14 protein-coding genes are annotated in these 16,801 nt (G+C 57.8%); 8 read left to right on the top strand and 6 right to left on the bottom strand.

The genetic code is table 11. The features are described from left to right. Positions 1-155 precede the first annotated feature (155 nt). On the bottom strand, positions 156-629 hold the full coding sequence (locus ABNF92_RS12875; RefSeq protein ID WP_349342358.1) for a Dps family protein: 474 nt from the start codon (positions 627-629) through the stop codon (positions 156-158). Positions 630-858: 229 nt separating this feature from the next. Here ABNF92_RS12875 and ABNF92_RS12870 point away from each other — a divergent pair, with 229 nt between their 5' ends. Further along, positions 859-1,134, top strand: coding sequence for a DUF2061 domain-containing protein (locus tag ABNF92_RS12870; protein ID WP_349342357.1), 276 nt, complete (start codon positions 859-861; stop codon positions 1,132-1,134). 18 nt (positions 1,135-1,152) lie between these two features. Here ABNF92_RS12870 and ABNF92_RS12865 read toward each other — a convergent pair whose 3' ends face one another. Beyond that, on the bottom strand, positions 1,153-2,595 hold the full coding sequence (locus ABNF92_RS12865; protein ID WP_349342356.1) for a dihydrolipoyl dehydrogenase: 1,443 nt from the start codon (positions 2,593-2,595) through the stop codon (positions 1,153-1,155). Between the two features lie 173 nt (positions 2,596-2,768). Here ABNF92_RS12865 and ABNF92_RS12860 point away from each other — a divergent pair, with 173 nt between their 5' ends. Then, positions 2,769-3,440, top strand: a complete 672-nt coding sequence (locus ABNF92_RS12860) for a LysE family transporter (RefSeq protein ID WP_349342355.1) — start codon at positions 2,769-2,771, stop codon at positions 3,438-3,440. Here ABNF92_RS12860 and ABNF92_RS12855 read toward each other — a convergent pair. Further along, positions 3,385-4,437, bottom strand: coding sequence for a 3-deoxy-7-phosphoheptulonate synthase (locus tag ABNF92_RS12855; protein ID WP_349342354.1), 1,053 nt, complete (start codon positions 4,435-4,437; stop codon positions 3,385-3,387). The genes ABNF92_RS12860 and ABNF92_RS12855 overlap by 56 nt on opposite strands. A 356-nt stretch (positions 4,438-4,793) precedes the next feature. On the opposite strand from ABNF92_RS12855, the gene ABNF92_RS12850 reads away from it, so the two are divergent. After that, positions 4,794-5,582 (top strand): secretin N-terminal domain-containing protein, encoded by a 789-nt coding sequence (locus tag ABNF92_RS12850; RefSeq protein ID WP_349342353.1) that lies wholly within the window; start codon positions 4,794-4,796, stop codon positions 5,580-5,582. Between the two features lies 1 nt (position 5,583). On the opposite strand, the gene ABNF92_RS12845 is transcribed toward ABNF92_RS12850, so the two are convergent. Further along, entirely contained in the window at positions 5,584-6,090 is a 507-nt protein-coding gene (locus ABNF92_RS12845; RefSeq protein WP_069182053.1) for a DnaJ domain-containing protein, read from the bottom strand. A gap of 235 nt (positions 6,091-6,325) precedes the next feature. Here ABNF92_RS12845 and ABNF92_RS12840 point away from each other — a divergent pair, with 235 nt between their 5' ends. Then, positions 6,326-7,426 carry an efflux RND transporter periplasmic adaptor subunit gene (locus ABNF92_RS12840; protein WP_349342352.1) on the top strand — a complete coding sequence of 367 codons (1,101 nt, stop codon included), beginning with the start codon at positions 6,326-6,328 and terminating at the stop codon, positions 7,424-7,426. Beyond that, entirely contained in the window at positions 7,426-10,515 is a 3,090-nt protein-coding gene (locus tag ABNF92_RS12835) for an efflux RND transporter permease subunit (RefSeq protein WP_349342351.1), read from the top strand. The genes ABNF92_RS12840 and ABNF92_RS12835 overlap by 1 nt, the downstream gene beginning before the upstream one ends. Positions 10,516-10,576: 61 nt before the next feature. Here the strand turns inward: ABNF92_RS12835 and ABNF92_RS12830 are convergent, their stop codons facing one another. Then, a complete protein-coding gene (locus ABNF92_RS12830) occupies positions 10,577-11,554 on the bottom strand; it encodes a helix-turn-helix domain-containing protein (RefSeq protein ID WP_349342350.1) in 978 nt (325 codons plus the stop codon). Between the two features lie 97 nt (positions 11,555-11,651). Continuing rightward, positions 11,652-13,331, bottom strand: coding sequence for an EAL domain-containing protein (locus tag ABNF92_RS12825; protein WP_349342349.1), 1,680 nt, complete (start codon positions 13,329-13,331; stop codon positions 11,652-11,654). 326 nt (positions 13,332-13,657) lie between these two features. On the opposite strand from ABNF92_RS12825, the gene ABNF92_RS12820 reads away from it, so the two are divergent. Genes ABNF92_RS12820 through ABNF92_RS12810 form a run of 3 tightly spaced genes read left to right on the top strand, consistent with a single transcriptional unit; the run spans position 13,658 to position 16,794 of the window. Then, positions 13,658-14,911 (top strand): ISL3 family transposase, encoded by a 1,254-nt coding sequence (locus tag ABNF92_RS12820; RefSeq protein WP_349342348.1) that lies wholly within the window; start codon positions 13,658-13,660, stop codon positions 14,909-14,911. A 36-nt stretch (positions 14,912-14,947) separates the two neighbouring features. Continuing rightward, on the top strand, positions 14,948-16,429 hold the full coding sequence (locus ABNF92_RS12815) for a methyl-accepting chemotaxis protein (protein WP_349342347.1): 1,482 nt from the start codon (positions 14,948-14,950) through the stop codon (positions 16,427-16,429). Positions 16,430-16,479: 50 nt separating this feature from the next. Then, on the top strand, positions 16,480-16,794 hold the full coding sequence (locus tag ABNF92_RS12810) for a DUF3301 domain-containing protein (protein WP_349342346.1): 315 nt from the start codon (positions 16,480-16,482) through the stop codon (positions 16,792-16,794). Positions 16,795-16,801: the final 7 nt, after the last annotated feature.

Below are 16,801 nucleotides of genomic sequence, written 5' to 3'. Positions count from 1 at the left end.
TGTGCCTCTGGCATTGCTTGATGTAGGGAATTCCTACACACGCTAGGCCACGGGCGTGACAGTTCAGCGTCAATTCCGAGTCATTACCATGACGAATTGCTGACAGGAACAAAAAATGGCGACCCGGAGGTCGCCATTCCGTAACTTCGATCGACTCAATGGCCGAGGTAACTCCGATACATCCAGACAGTCTTTTCCTGCTGAGAGATGTAGTCACTCATAAGGGCAACGGTGCCCTCATCTTCCGCGTCACCAGCCAGACTGAGCAACGCACGCTGTTTGCCGATCAGTTTGGCAAAGCTTTCCACGATGTTCTCCATCGCTTCCTTGCCATCCGAAACATCTTTGCGCTCGGGCACTTCAGACCGTTCAATATAGGTGCTGTAGGCGTGAGCCGGCCGATGGCCAAGCGTCAGCACGCGCTCTGCAATCTCATCAATCTTGAGCAACAGATCATCGTACAGCTCTTCGAATTTGACGTGCAGCTCGAAGAAGTTGTCGCCCTTGATATTCCAGTGGTAGCCACGGACATTCATGTAGAAGATCTGATAGTTGGACAAAAGATCATTCAGGGAATCAGCAAGCTGCGCTGCTTTCTCAGTATCAAGACCAATAAAGTTCTTACCCATAACGCATCTCCTTGGCAGTTATGTATGACATTTTGAAAAGTATACGACCGACCAAACACGGTCGGGAAGTTTAGTTTGCTAATCTCGTTAATAGCGACGCTGAATAATGCTATGGAAGGAGTCAAACAAATAGCCCGAAGCTATCCTCATTCTCAATACAATTCATTTAACAATCATTCTCACCCGGTCTTAAATAAGCAATGAACCACGAGCGAAACCGGAGATGACCATGAGCACGTTAAAACTGTTTGTACATAACCATGGCACGAATGGCGACCAGTCGCTGATCAAAACGGTAACGTTCGCCCTCACCCATTTTACAGTGGCCTTCACCGTGGCTTATATGCTCACGGGTGACATCCTGATTGGCAGTTTGATCGCCATGGTGGAGCCGGCCATCAACACCGTTGCCTATTTCTTCCATGAAAAGATCTGGGCCCGCCGCCAGCGTAACGCAAGGACAACAACCGGAACTTTATCCCAGACTCAGCCCCACACCTGTTGATTCTGATCAAGGACCGGCTCAAACACCCGGCCCACAATCGGTGCAGCCCTCTTCTGGCGCCGGTCCGATACTGAGATTTCGGTTGAGGTCTTTCAGGGCCGTCCGCAACCCTTCCTCGATAACCGGATGGTAAAATGGCATTTCCAGCATTTCGCTGACGGTCAGTCGTCGCTGGGCCGACCATGCGAGCAGATGGGCAATATGCTCCGCCGCAGGGCCGAACATCTCGGCTCCCATGAACAGGCCACTGCCATGCTTACCATAAACCCTCAGTAGCCCCCGGTTTTTGCCAATGACCCGACTGCGCCCCTGATCCTCGAACGATACCTCGCCCACGGCGAAACAACCGCGACACCGCTCGTCCACCTGCTGAATGGTCAGGCCTACGGTCGCAATCTGCGGATCGGTGAATACCACCGCCAACGGGGTACGGCGAAGTCCCGTCCGAACATCCGGGTAGGACGCCGCGTTGTCGCCCGCGATACGGCCCTCGTCGGCCGCCTCATGCAACAGCGGCAGGCTGTTATTGGCATCACCGGCGATGAATATGTGGCTGTCGCCACATCGCAGGGTATGGGGATCAAACAGGGGGAGGCCCTTGTCATCGAGCTCAATACCGGCGTTCTGGATATCCAGCCCGTCCACATTCGGACGACGGCCGGTAGCTGCTAACAGGTAATCAAAGGTTTCGGTCTTTTCACCGGCATCCCCATCCACAAACGTAATGGCAACACCCTTATCAACCCGCTCAACGTTCTTGACCTCCGCATCGGGATCCAGCGGGAACTCTTCGTTGAAGGTTTTAAGGGCGTAGTCCCGGATGGAGTCATCCTGGATGGGACCGACGGCCCCGCCAACCCCGAACATTCGCACCCGGACACCAAGCCGGCTCAAGGCTTGCCCGAGCTCCAGGCCAATCACGCCCGGACCAAATACCGCCACCGAGTCCGGCAGATCCTGCCACTCGAAAATATCATCATTCACCACCAGCCGGTCTTTGGCCTCTTTCAGAAACCCGGGAATGTTGGGCCGTGAACCGGTAGCGATAATGATCCGGCCGGCCTGCACCTCAAGGTTGTTGCCAACGACCAGATGATTCGGGCCGACAAACCGGGCGTGACCTCTCAACCGGTGCGCCTCCGGAAACTTCTCGACCGAGTTAATCACGCCAGAAACGAAACGGTCCCGCTCGGTTCGCACCCGTTCCATAACCCGTTTGCCATCAACTCTGATCGCTCCGGCAGACACACCAAACAGGTCGCCAAGCTGCATCTGATGGGCATTTTCGGCGGCCGCAATCAAAAGCTTGCTGGGCATACACCCGACCCTGGCGCAGGTGGTTCCGTACTGGTCGCCCTCAATCAGTACTACTCTGTCGGTCGCCTTGCGCACACGCTGATACGCCACCATTCCTGCGGTACCGGCTCCGATAATGGCAACGTCTACGGCTCGCTTTTCCATACAAGGTCTCCTGACAGGCGTTCCCGGCATCGGGGAACACGGAAGGTTGGAACGGGTGAGACCTCAGTATAGAAGCCATGGCAAGTTTCACCCATACCGTGAAAAAAGACCGGATTCAGCCTATGCTGTCAGACTTTTCAGACCTTGGCAGGCTCAGGAGAGGAGTTGGAATTATGCAGAGTTACTGGCCGGAGTTTCTGACGGTGGCCCTCGTCCACTTGCTGGCAGTGGCAAGTCCCGGCCCGGATTTTGCCGTGATGCTCAGACAGGCGCTCTGCCAGAGCCGAAGGAACGCGCTGCTGACAGCCATCGGTATCGGCGGGGGCATTCTGGTGCATGTCTGCTATTCCTTGCTCGGAATCGGCCTGCTGATCCAGCAATCGATCATGCTGTTCAATGTTCTCAAGGTGCTGGGGGCACTCTACCTTGCCTGGATTGCCGTTCAGTGCTTGAGGGCCCGGGCCGGTGGCGTTCATGTAGAACAGGCCCCGACTGCAGGGCAATCCGGTCTTGCCGCCCTGCGACTGGGTTTCCTGACCAACGCGCTGAACCCCAAGGCAACGCTGTTTTTTGTCTCCCTGTTCTCTGTTGTGATCAGCCCGGGCACGCCCATTGCGCTCCAGGCCGGCTACGGCATTTACATGGCTTTGGCCACGGGGCTGTGGTTTGCCATGGTCGCTGTCTTCTTCACCCTGCCCCGGATCCGCCGCGGGTTTAACCGGTTTGGCCACTGGCTGGACCGGCTGATGGGCGGTGTTCTGCTGTTACTGGCAGGCCAGCTGCTACTGTCTACAGTGAGCGGATCAGAGCCTCCGTCTGCGCCCATCCCAGACAAGGATCGGTAATCGAGCAGCCGTAGCGCAGGTCTTCACCATCGTCCTGGCGGCCCGGTTCCAGGAAACTTTCCAGCATCAAACCACGGATGTGTTGGTTGCCGGCACGGCGCTGGGCCATTACCTCCCGGGCAATATCCAGCTGTCGTTCGGCCTGCTTGCAGGCATTGTCATGGCTGCAGTCCACCATCACCGCAGTCGACAATCCGGCTTCTGCCAGGGCTCCAACGGCCTGTTCAATACTTGCAGCATCATAGTTGGTAATACCGCGGCCACCGCGCAACACCAGATGGGTATCAGGGTTGCCCCGGGTGGTAATCATGACCGGCGCCCCGGTCGCGGACACCCCAAGGTGGTGATGAGGATGGGATGCCGACTTCATGGCGTTGGTTGCCACGGCAATGCCGCCATCGGTGCCGTTCTTGAAGCCGGTGGGCATCGGGAGGCCACTGACCATTTCACGATGTACCTGGGATTCGGTGGTTCGGGCACCAATGGCAGACCAACTTACCAGATCACCCAGGTAATCCATCGCGAAAGGGCTCAGGGCCTCGGTGGCCAGCGGCAACCCCATGGCCGCCAGATTCAATAACAGGCGGCGGGAGCGGCGCAGCCCCTCATTCAGATCGCCGGCCCCTGTGCGCTCCGGATCGTAAAGCAGCCCTTTCCAGCCGACCGTGGTCCGGGGCTTCTCCAGATACGCCCGCATAACGATAAGATAGCGGTCGCTGACGTCGTCCGCCAGGGCTTTCAGTTTCTTCCCGTATTCCAGGGCCGCCACCTCATCGTGTATGGAACACGGCCCCATCACGATCAGGGTTCTGCTGTCCTCGCCCTGCAGAATGTCCCGGATGGCCTGTCTGTGCTCTTCTACCTGTTGGACAACAGCGGCACTGGCCGGCATCTCAAGTCTCAGCTCCGCGGGCGTCGGCAGGACCACTTCCTGTCGGTGCCGGGCTTGGGTCTCCGCATCCTGCTGTGTCAGTTCAGTGTTCAAGGGCATGTTCATGTCAGTGTTCCCGTTTCCCTGCGTCAGAATCAAAAAAGCCCCGGCTGGGCTACCAGTCGGGGCTTTTTGAGTCCGGTGGCAGCCTGGGTTTTCTGCCGGGCTGCCTTCCTCGTTATTCGTTCGATGAAGATCTTATGGGCGGCCCCGGCTCTGGCTAAAATAAAAGCCATAACCAAACCACCAGAAAAACACAGCAGCGACTGCAGCCGCCGGCTTGGTGCCGAAAGCTTGCAAAACATTCAATTGACAGGTCGCGTGTGTCGTCTTCATGCTTTTCAATATATACCCCTGGTTTTCACCTTGGCAACCCGTGTGTCGGAGTTTTTTCAATACCGACAGAAGGATTGGAGCACTGAATGGCCGTTTTTGTCCGAGGATACCCCCTGCAGCTTTTTCTTGTTCTGCTGCTGGTACTTTGTTCCAGCCAGGCTCTGGCCCAGGCGGAGTCTCGCGTGTACCAGCTCAATAGCCGACCGGGCGACGATGTGGCGGTGCAGATCCGCGAGCTTTACCAGGGCTCGCCGGTAACCGTGACCGCCCGGGGCCAACAGCTGGTGGTACGCGGTGAACCCGCCCTGCTGGACGAAATCGGACGGCTTGTCGAAACCCTGGATGTGGCGCCCGTTCAGGTCAGGATCACTGTGCGCTCCAGAACGGATAGCGGCGGCAAGCGCTCAGGTGCCGGCATTTCCGCGTCGAACGGCCGGGCCGAACTCTCAGCCGAACGCCGTGTTACCACGACCGGCAGCGCCCAGGAGCGAACCATCGTGATGCAGGATGGCCAGTCGGCACACATTACGTCGGGCCAGGTCCGGACGATTCCAGTCGCCATTCGCGGCGGTCGTAATCCCGCGGCTTTCCTGCAACAGGTCGAAACCCGCAGCGGGTTCCTGGTCAGTCCCCAGGTCATTTCCGATCAGGCGGTCGAACTGAGCATTGTCTCGTTCGAGGAGGAACCGGCAAATATGGACGGATATGAAACGGAAGCGGTCGTTACCATTCGCCGAGTTGAGCCGGGACAGTGGGTGTCACTGGGTAGCACAACAACCCATTCCAGCCAGGAGCGCAGTGGAATTACCTATCAGGTGAACAGTAGCCGCTCCGACAATCGCAGTTTTGAAGTCCGAGTGGATATTCTGCCCTGAATCAGGCCTGTCGCTTGCCGAGAAGTACCTGTTTGGCTTCGTTCAGTTTGGCTGCCAGGTAATCGTTTCCGCCCCGGTCGGGGTGAAGTTTCTGCATGAGCCGGCGATGCGCCATCACGATTTCCTCTTCAGAGCAGCCGGCTTTTACCCCGAGAATATCGCAGGCCTCTCGTTCTGACATCTGCCCAGCCAGATCCGTGCCCGAGCCAGAATGATCACTCGCCTGCTCACGGCTTTCTTGCCCCGGCTTCCTCCCCATGAACCGGTTGATTTCCGGAGCAAATTTCAACAAGGCGGGAAGCTTGCGCAAGAGGGGAATCACAGCCGCAACTGCCGCTGTGAGCACATGCACGCGTCCGGTCAGGACCATGAACACCAGCAAGGCTCCACCGACCACGAGGATCACCTTCCAGGTGGCCGCCTTTTTCTTTTCCGCGGACAACGCGCCCCACTGTTTCAGAATCACAAAAACGGCGGCTGCCAACGCAAGCCCCAGAATCCACTGCATTATTGATCCTCACCCTGAATACCGTCGTAATTCTGTCATCGACGCGAGCTACATTACCAGCACCCTGCAGGGAAAGCCGCCCCTCATGAAAACACCCAGACAGCCTTGATGCTTGTCAAATCCGGCAAACCCGGAGTCTAGATAGAAATACTTACAACCCAGTGACAATAGCGACCCTGATTTTGTAGGATGCTATGCTTCCCAAAATCTGACACAGATCCCCAGGACCCGAACCATGCGCACTGCTTCCCGCTTTATAATCGTCATTATTTTTCTCGGCGTAGTGCTCGGAGGCATCTTCGGCTACAAGTTCTACCAGTTTGGCCAGATGCAAGAGCAGATGTCCCAGCCTCAGCCACCCGCCCAGATTTCCGCGGTTGAGGCCCAGAAAGAAGCCTGGACGCCCGCCATCAAGGCTGTCGGCAGTGTTGAAGCCATCAACGGCATCCAGGTGGCCAACGAAGTGCCCGGCGTCATTGAGACCATCAATTTCGAATCCGGTGACCAGGTTAGCCGTGGTGATGTATTGATCCGGATTGATTCAGCAATCGATGAAGCCGCCCTGCGCACACGTCGCGCCGAGGCACAGTTGGCCGAGCAGGAGTTCAAGCGGGTGTCCGACCTGCTCCCCAAGCGCGCAGTGTCCCAGTCCCAGTACGATGAAGCCAAGGCCAATTTCGACGCGGCCCGCGCAAGGGTGAATGAAGCCGAAGCACAACTGAGCAAAAAAATCATTCGGGCGCCCTTTGATGGCACGCTGGGTATCCGGATGGTCGACCAGGGTGAGTACATTGCCACCGGCACTCCGATTGTCGAGATCAACATGCTGGATCCGATCTACGTCGACTATACCCTTTCCGAGAAAAACCTGCCGAACGTGAAGACCAGCTATCCGGTAGTCGCCACCGTCGCTGCCGTTCCGGAGCAGGATTTTGAAGGGTCCGTCAGTGCCATCAACACCTCGGTCAACCCGGAAACCCGGACTGTCCGTGTCCGCGCCACGCTCTCCAACCCGGATAACTTGCTGCGCCCCGGCATGTTTGCCACCGTCCTGACACAGCAGCCGGAAGACAACGAGGTTGTGACCGTGCCACGCACTGCAATCTCCTACAACACCTATGGCGATTTCGTGTTTGTGGTTGAGGAGAACGACGAGGGCAATCTGGTCGTTAACCGCCGCACGGTAACCACCGGCGAAACCCGTAACACCCGTGTTGCCGTTCTGTCCGGCCTTGAAGCCGGCGAAACCGTCGTCGAGAAGGGTTTGCTGCGTCTGCGCGCTGGCCAGCAGGTGGCCATAAAGGAAGAAGACCAGAAGCAGGGGGCGTCTGAGTAATGCGCTTCACCGACATATTTATCCACCGTCCCGTCCTGGCGACGGTGGTCAGCCTGCTGATCCTGCTCCTGGGCGCCCGGGCGGCCATGGAGATGGAGATCCGCCAGTACCCCGAGCTCGAAAGCACGACGGTAACCGTCACTACCGCCTATCCCGGTGCCAGCTCAGACCTGATCAAGGGCTTTATCACCACACCGCTGCAGCAGGCCATCGCTGAAGCCAGTGGCATCGACTATCTGACATCCACCAGTTCTCAGGGCACCTCCACCATCGAAGCAAAGATGGTGCTTAACTATGACGCCAACGCGGCCCTGGCGGAAATACAGGCCAAGGTGGCAAGCCAGCGAAACGTCCTGCCGGCCGAAGCTCAGGATCCGGTGATCACCTCCACCACCGGTGATTCGACGGCGCTGATGTACATTGCCTTTTACAGTAACGAGCTGGCCGTACCCCAGATCACCGATTACCTCACCCGTGTGGTCCAGCCCAGACTCCAGGCGCTCTCCGGAGTGGGCAAAGCGGAACTGCTGGGCCGCAAATTCGCCCTGCGGGTTTGGCTGGATCCGGAACGCCTGGCGGCGGTGGACATGACACCCCAGGAGGTGGTGGCCAGACTCAGGGCCAATAACTACCAGGCTGCCGTCGGTAACACCAAGGGCACCTACACCGAAATCAGTATGACCAGCGACACTGATGTGGGTGATCCGGATGCGTTCCGCAATCTGGTGGTCAAGCAATCCAATGGCACCCAGATCCGCCTGCAGGACATCGCCCGGGTTGAGCTGGGTTCTGAAACCTACGATCAACTGGCCCTGTACAAAGGCCAGCCGGCCACTTACGTCGCCATTGAACTGGCTCCCGGGGCCAACCCCCTAACGGTCGCCGGCCTGGTGAAGGACGAGCTGCCTGATATCGAAAGCCAGCTGCCTTCCGGGCTGGATGTGCGCCTGGCGTACGATGCCTCTGACTTTATCGAGGATTCCATCAACGAGGTTATCCAGACACTGCTGGAAGCCATGATCATCGTTCTGGTGGTGGTGTTCCTCTGTCTTGGTTCGGTTCGGGCCTCTGTGGTGCCATCGGTTGCGGTCCCGCTCTCATTGATCGGCGGCGCCTTCATCATGCTGATGTTCGGTTTCTCGCTGAACCTGCTCACCCTGCTCTCCATGGTACTGGCCATCGGCCTGGTGGTGGATGACGCCATCATCATGGTGGAGAACGTACACCGACACATCGAACATGGCGAATCGCGCTTCGATGCGGCCATAAATGGTGCTCGTGAAATGGCGGTGCCTATCATCGCCATGACCACAACGCTGGTGGCCGTCTATGCACCCATTGGCTTCATGGGCGGGCTGGTCGGCTCGCTCTTCACCGAGTTTGCGTTCACGCTGGCAGGGACCGTGGTTATTTCCGGCATTGTTGCCCTGACGCTCTCTCCCATGCTGTCGGGCAAGGTCCTGAAGCCCCACGGCAACCCCGGCAGATTCGAGCAGGTAGTTGAGAAAACCTTCAACGGCCTGGCGGCAAGCTACAAGTCTGCTTTGAGCTCACTGATGCAGACCAAATCGGTGGTGGTCTTCTTCGCCGTCGTTGTACTCGGCTCCATCTACTTCATGGTCTCCATGAGCCAGAATGAGCTCGCCCCTACCGAGGATCAGGGCATTCTCTTCTATCAGGGGCTTGGCCCCCAGACCTCCACCCTGGATTACCTGCTGGAGCACGGTGATGAAATCCAGGAGCGGATGTCGACGGTCCCGGGCTACAACGAGGACTTCATGATCATCGGTATTACCGGGCCCAATGCGGTCTTCGGTGGCTTCAAGCTGGCGCCCTGGAGTGAGCGGGAGATCAGTCAGTTTGAAGCACAGCCGAAGCTGGATGCCGAGCTCAAGAATGTCACCGGACTGCAAACCGCGGTGTTCCCGCGGCCCTCACTGCCCGGATCCGGCGGTGGCCTGCCGTTCCAGTTCGTGATTACCACCGGCAGCAGCTATGAGCAGCTGGATCAGGTTGCGGATGAGCTGCTGGGCAAAGCCATGGGCAGCGGCAACTTCATGTTCCTGCAGAAGTCCATCAACTTCGATCGCCCAATTACCCGGATCAACGTTGACCGGGACCGGGTCGCCGACCTGGGCCTGTCCATGCAGGACGTCGGCCAGAGCCTGTCGAGCATGCTGGGCGGCGGATACATCAACCGGTTCAGCATGGAAGGTCGTTCCTACCAGGTGATTCCACAGGTTGACCAGCAGTTCCGGCTGGACGCCCAGGCGCTCAATGAGTACTACATTCGTGCCGACAACGGCGAACTGGTGCCACTGGGCAGCGTGGTGAGCTTCAGCCAGGATGTTGAACCGTCCAACCGGACCCAGTTCAACCAGCAGAACTCCCTGACACTCCAGGGCGTGGTTATGCCGGGGATTGCCGCCGGCACTGCCATGGACTTCATGGAGCAGACCGCTGCTGAGGTTTTCCCCCAGGGCTTCAGCTATGACTACACCGGTCAGAGCCGACAGTTGGCGACCCAGGGTAGCGCCCTGATGGTGACCTTCTTCCTGTCGCTTCTGGTGATTTACCTGGTGCTGGCGGCCCAGTTCGAAAGCTGGCGGGATCCGTTCATCATCCTGGTCTCGGTGCCCATGTCGGTTGCCGGCGCCATGGCGTTCATCGTGCTCGGCTTTGCCACCATGAACATCTACACCCAGGTGGGGCTGATAACGCTGATCGGGGTGGTCTCCAAGAACGGCATCCTGATTGTCGAGTTTGCCAACCAGTTGCAGAAGGAACGCGGACTTAACAAGGTGGATGCGGTGATCGAGGCGGCGGCGATTCGCCTGCGGCCAATCATCATGACGTCCCTGGCGCTGATCTTTGCCATGGTGCCGCTGCTGATTGCCATTGGCCCGGGCGCGGAAAGCCGCTTCGCCATCGGCCTGACGATCAGCGCAGGTCTTGGTATCGGCACCCTGTTCACCATCTTTGTGTTGCCGGCGTTCTACATCCTGCTGGGCCGTGATCATCACGGTTCAGCCTCCGATGAGTACGGCAACGGGTCCGAATCCGAGGGTAAATCGGCCCCCGCCCACTGACCCGGAGTAAGGCATCAGGCCCGGCCACGGCAACGTGAGCCGGGCTTTTTTGTGAATCACCTCAGGACATCAACAGGTCCGGCTCTTCCACAATCGGTTTGCCAGCTCCACTGCCCTGAAGGTTTCGCCGCCATTGAACCGTTTCGCTGGGCAATTCCCCGAAGTGTTCCCGGTACAGGGCCGCGAACCGCCCCAGGTGGGAAAAACCTGCATCGGCGGCATACCATGAGATGTGCGGCACGTCGCACTGGCAGTCCACCAGACGCTGACGCACCCTTAGCAGCCGGTTTCGCTGGTACAACCGGTAAGGTGTCATACCGGTTTCCCGTTTCATCAGATAGTAGAGGTTACGTTCGCTGACGCCGGAATGGCTGGCCAGTTCCTGAAGGTTGAAGTCCCAGCCCGGCTCGTATCTGATTTTTTCGATGGCCCGGAGTAACCGACGATCGAGTTTCGGGCACTGACAGGTAAAATCCGATTTCACCGGGGGACGTGTCAGGTTGCAGAAAAGCTCATTCGTGAGCCTGATGGCATCCGAATCATCCCGAAAGAAGGGTGCCCGATGAAGATAGCAGGTGATGAGCTCTTCGTAGTTTGACAGACAGACGTCACTTGCATCGGGAACAACCGGGGCCGAAAAGTCCGGTTCCAGCCTGACAATCAATACCCTCGATCTCGGCGTCAGACGCAATCGAAACCGGTCTCCCGGCCATGCCAGGACCAGCCCGCTCAGGTATTGCCAGGGTTCATCACGTGTTGCGATCTCGGGGTTGCCGGCCCTCGGTAACAGGAAAACAGGCTCAGTCGCCCGGCAGCCTGTAATTTCCATGCCCTCCGCTGCATACAGACAGATCAGGCGGCCACGCTCGGTGGTCAGCGTCGACAAGGCACCTACCTGGTGGCCACTGCCCTCAAACAGGGAGCAGTCGATGTCATCACACCCGGACAACTCGCGAATCGCGGCCAGCCACTCAGCGATGGAGGCACGATTAAGTCGAAGATAGGCATCGAGTTCCAGTTCTGGCGCAGTATTTGGCATAGAGATCCGGGATGAGAGTTTGCCCCTTATTAAAACAATCGGGGTATCCGACCTAGCCAAATCTTGCAAAATGCCCGTGGAAAGGCATCGAACTGACCTAATCTTGATTTCGATCAAAAAATAAGGGAATCAGTTCCTGCCAGGGCGCTGGCCTGGCCATCAGGAAACCCTGCCCACGGTGGCAGTTCAACTCCCGCAGTTTGTTGTGCTGCTCCTCGGTCTCGATACCTTCGGCAACCACTTCCAGATCGAGGGCCTCGGCAATTCCAAGGATCGCAGAGACGATTCGGGAATCGCGGGATTTTCCGCCAAGACGCCATATAAACTGACGATCAATCTTCAAGACTTGCACAGGAAGCGCATGCAAATAGGCGAGAGAAGAGTAGCCGGTCCCGAAATCGTCGATCGCAACCACCACGCCCTGCTCGCCGAATTCCTGCAGCCGGTTCAGACATTGTCGCGACAAATTCATCAGATGGGTTTCGGTTATCTCGATTTCCGGTACCCAACCCACACCACGAATGCGTTCAAACAGCGGCGTCAGCAAGGCCTCCAACCGGGAATCGGTAATCTGACGCGCCGAAATATTGATCGCCAGGCCGAGCCCTTCAGGTAACGTTGCCGTCTTGTCTGAGAGATCGGCTAACACACACCGCACCAGATGTTCGGTCAGCTCATGGATGTGGCCCCGCTGTTCGGCAATGGCAACAAAATCCCCCGGTGATACCGGGCCGAATTCCGGATGATTCCAGCGCAGCAGCGCCTCCACCACAGCGACCTCACCAGTCGCGAGGTGGTACTGGGGTTGATAGACCACACTGAATTCCTCTGGGGCGGTCTTCACCGATGCGATCAACGCCTCGGAAAGACGCTGCCTGTACCGCCCCCTTTCGGTATCCACAGCACTGTAAATCCGGTAGCAGGACCGCCCCGCCATCTTGGCCGAGTACATTGCCCGATCTGCATTTTGCAACAGCTCAGCACCGGTTCGGCCATGACCCGGGTAGACGGCAGCGCCAACCGATGCCGACAGAAAGTACTCCCGCGCACCTACGATGATCGGCGCCTGGAAAATCTGCGTCATGCGCTGACATACACTCTCCAGGTCCTCATCATTCTGCAGTTCGATGATAACCGCGAACTCATCGCCGGAAAGCCGTGCAACCACATCGCCCTTTCGCAGAACGCTCTTTATACACTGGGCAGCCTGCTGCAGCACCTGATCGCCACATTCATGTCCGTGCAAGTCGTTAATAGACTTGAAGAAATCGAGGTCGACGTACAGCACCGCAAAACATCCGCCGTCACGCTCCCGCTGAGCCACACGAGCTTTTAGAAACTCCTGGAACAGCGAACGGTTGGGCAGCTCCGTCAGCGGATCGTAATAGGCCAGCGAGGCCAGACGTTCATCGCCGGCAGCAATGTCGCCAACATCGGTAAAGACACCGGCAAAGAACTGTCGCCCCTCCCGGTGCACAGGATAAATCGTCAACCATTGGGGGTAAGTCTCGCCATTCTTGCGACGATTCCAGATCACCCCTTCCCAACGCCCGTAATCACTCAGGCTTTTCCACATGGCCTCATAGAACTCCGGCGAATGAAGCCCGGAGCTGAGCATCGACGGCGCCTGACCAACCACCTCCTCCGCCTGGTACCCGGTTACAGACCGGAACATCCGATTCACATAGGCAATTCTGGGCTCCGTCGTCGACAGCATGATTGCCCTGGGGTGGTTATCCACCAGCGCCCTGAAATCTTGTTGTTGTAATACCTGCATGCACTGCTCACTCCCTTCGTGCAGCCCTGAACCTGGTCAGACCAGTTGCAGTCACCAGCATAATCAGTATCTGTCGCCAACCTAGCCACATATTGCAAAAACACAATTGCTACGACCAAAGCAGGAGAAAACATGAAGAAACGTTCAATTTTTGCAATAACCGGATATCGAACAGACAGAAGGCGGCCGATAGTTAGTCAACGTGACAAGAACCGATACCGAGGCAAGAATACTGGCTCTCTTCCATTTCGTGTGGAATCGGTCGCCAGCTAACGCCTTTTTGAGCCATACTCCCTGATATCTTCTGACCTCCAGCGAACATCTCTATGAATCCGGAACTCTTGTTCACACAAGCCTTGGGTCTGACGTCACCATGGGCTGTCGATGACATCGATTTTGACCCAAAGGCCCAGCGTATCGATTTCCGGGTCTCCTGTGAGGCGAAGCAATTACCGTGTCCTGGTTGTGGGCGAGCTGATCAGCCTATTCACGACCGGAAACCGCGAACTTGGCGGCATTTGGACTTCTTCCAGTTTGCCGCCTATGTCCATGCCGAGGTGCCCCGGGTGCGCTGCGGCGGCTGCAAGAAGACCACTCAGGTGGAAGTACCCTGGGCTCGCCCGGGCAGCCGTTTCACCCTGCTATTCGAAGCCTTTGCGCTCACGTTGGCCAAGGCCATGCCGGTATCGACCACGGCAAGGCAGCTGAGGACTGATGACAGGGCCCTTTGGCGGGTACTGGACCACCATGTCACCCAGGCACAAGCTCGTGAAGACTACAGCACCGTGACCACCATCGGGGTCGATGAGACCGCCTGTCGGCGTGGCCATCACTACATCACGCTGGTGCATGACCTGGCCGAGCGCCGACTCATCTTTGCAACGCCCGGTCGTGACGCCCAGACTCTGAAAGGATTCTCTGAGGATCTTGCAAGCCATCAGGGCAAGGCTGATCAGATCCGGCACGCCAGCATCGATATGTCTAAAGCCTACATCAGCGGCCTGGGGCAGCACCTGCCCAACGCCGAAATCACCTTTGACCGGTTCCATATCATTCAGCTGGCAAATCAGGCTGTGGATGCCGTGCGCAAGTCTGAAGTACGCCACGACGCCCGCCTGAAGCGAACCAAATGGGCCTGGCTCACGGACATGGCCCGCTGGAGCAAAAAGCAGGATGAGGCCGTCTACGACCTGACCCGCTCCAACCTGAAGACCGCTCGTGCCTGGCGCATCAAAGAGGCCTTGCGTGACATCTTCCAGGCCAAGCCTGGTCGTGAACAAGCGGAAGGGTTACTGAAGCGATGGCACTCCTGGGCCAGACGCTGTCGGTTGGAACCGATGAAACAACTAGCTGCCACCCTCAAGCGACACTGGGCCGGAGTCCTACAGGGCTTTGAAAGCGGCTTGAGCAATGGTTATGTCGAAGCCATGAACAGCCTGATCCAGGCGGCCAAGGCCCGTGCGCGCGGCTACGGCACGGCGAGCCACTTCATTGCCATCTGCTTTCTGATTGCCGGCAAGCTCAAGCATCTGCCAGCAAACCCGTTCCAGACGCCATTACAGAGAATGGTTGCAAGCTAATGTTCCACACAAAACGGAAGAGACCCAGAATACTTCATGCGAATCAACGAACCCGTCAGCCAAAAAGAACGGGGATACCCGGACCACTATCACCTGATCACCACCACCGACCTTCGCGGCAAGATCACCGCCGCCAATGAAGAGTTCGCCGAAGTGGCCGGCTACACAGTGGACGCCTTTGTCACCCCCATACGCAAAGATGGCGAAATTGTTGAATTCCAGTCGGTTCGCACCCGTCCCCGGCCAGACCAGGTCGCCCGGGCCGAAAAGCTGTATGCAGCCTGGAACCGGGGCAAGGTGCCACGCCGATACCTGGCGATCAGCCCACCATTGTCACTGAAAATCGGCTGCCTCTATGGACTGCTCGCTTTTGCGCTTGCCTGGTTCGGCCTGTCCGAGCTGACGCTGCCTCACCTGCTGTTGTTGCAGGGGCTCGTGTTGTCGGTATTCATTGTATTTTTCTGGCTGACGCTCCCGATGATGCGCAGCGCCAGAGCCGCCTGCTGCGAAGCGCATCCCGCGATGCCCTGGGTCTATACCGGCCGTCGGGATGAGGGTGCGTGGATCGAATTCGATCGTCAGAAACGGGACGCGGTACTCAGAGCGGTTTCGGCTCGCATGCATGCCAATGTCGGCAAGCTACATGGCCGGAAGCAGCGAACCGTGGAGTGGGTCGCCAACTCGGTGGCCAGCATTCGCAGCCAACAGGATGATATCCAGGACATAACCCGGGCCTTCGAGGAACTGGCAGAGAGCGTTCGTCGGGTCAGTGAGCTGACCGCCCGTACTTACGAGGCAACCGACGATGCCCGCCAGTCAGCGGGCCAGTGTCGTGGTCAGATGACCTCCATGAACCAGTCATTGTCGGATTTGAAGGAGCAGCTCGCCGTTGCCAATGGACGCATGAAGACGCTGTCTGAAAAGAGCGACGCCATCGGCATGGTTCTGGACGTGATCTCGGACATCGCCGAACAGACCAATCTTCTGGCATTGAATGCCGCCATCGAGGCCGCCCGCGCTGGCGAGTCAGGACGCGGCTTTGCCGTCGTTGCCGATGAGGTGCGGGGCCTGGCCCAGAGAACCCACGAATCTACCCGAAAAATCGAAGAGATGATCGGCGCTCTGCAAACCGAAACCCACGAAGTGGTCGAGGTGATCAACAGCGGCACCCACTGCTGCCAGCAGACGGCGGGCATCGCCAGTGAAGCCAGTGAAACCCTGGAGGCAACACTGAAAGATGTCGATGTCATTACCACTTGCACCCACGAAGTGGCAGGTGCCACCGAGCAACAGGCCGCATTGAGTGTCCAGGTGGAACGTCAGGCGGCACGACTGCTGGAGCTGGGTAACCGCTCGGTCGAGAGCAGTGAAAACGCCCGGGAAGAATCCGAACACCTGGGCAATAACGTGGATCAGGCCCAGCTGCTGACCAGCCATTTCCTGCAGATGCTGGTTGATCGACTGTTACCCGCACCCGTATCGGAGAGCGGTAAGCGATTCCCCGAGCCGACACAATAGGGTAGGCTGGCGATCAACCCTCTGAACAACCGTGGAAGATCGCTGAAACCGTGACTCTTGGAACCCTGTTCTGGCTGTTCGTGGCCGGATTCGCTGTCTGGTACTGGTGGCGTGCCAAAGCCATCAAGGATTTCGTGCTCCAGGCGGCGCATCGCTACTGCAAAAGCATGGACGTGATGCTGCTGGATGATGCGGTATTCCTCCGTGGTCTCTGGTTCAAACGCGACGACCAGGGAAAGATCCGCGTGTGGCGCCGTTTCCTGTTCGATTTCACGTCTACCGGCGAGGAACGCTATACCGGGCGTATCATCATGCTGGGCCAACGCATCCAGCATATGGAACTGGAACCCCATAGGATTTCCTGAATACGCA

The organism is Marinobacter sp. MMG032, from assembly GCF_040112695.1.
Classification (GTDB): domain Bacteria; phylum Pseudomonadota; class Gammaproteobacteria; order Pseudomonadales; family Oleiphilaceae; genus Marinobacter; species Marinobacter salsuginis.
Note: the sequence above shows the minus strand (reverse complement) of the source record. Positions and strands in the feature narration are given on the sequence as shown.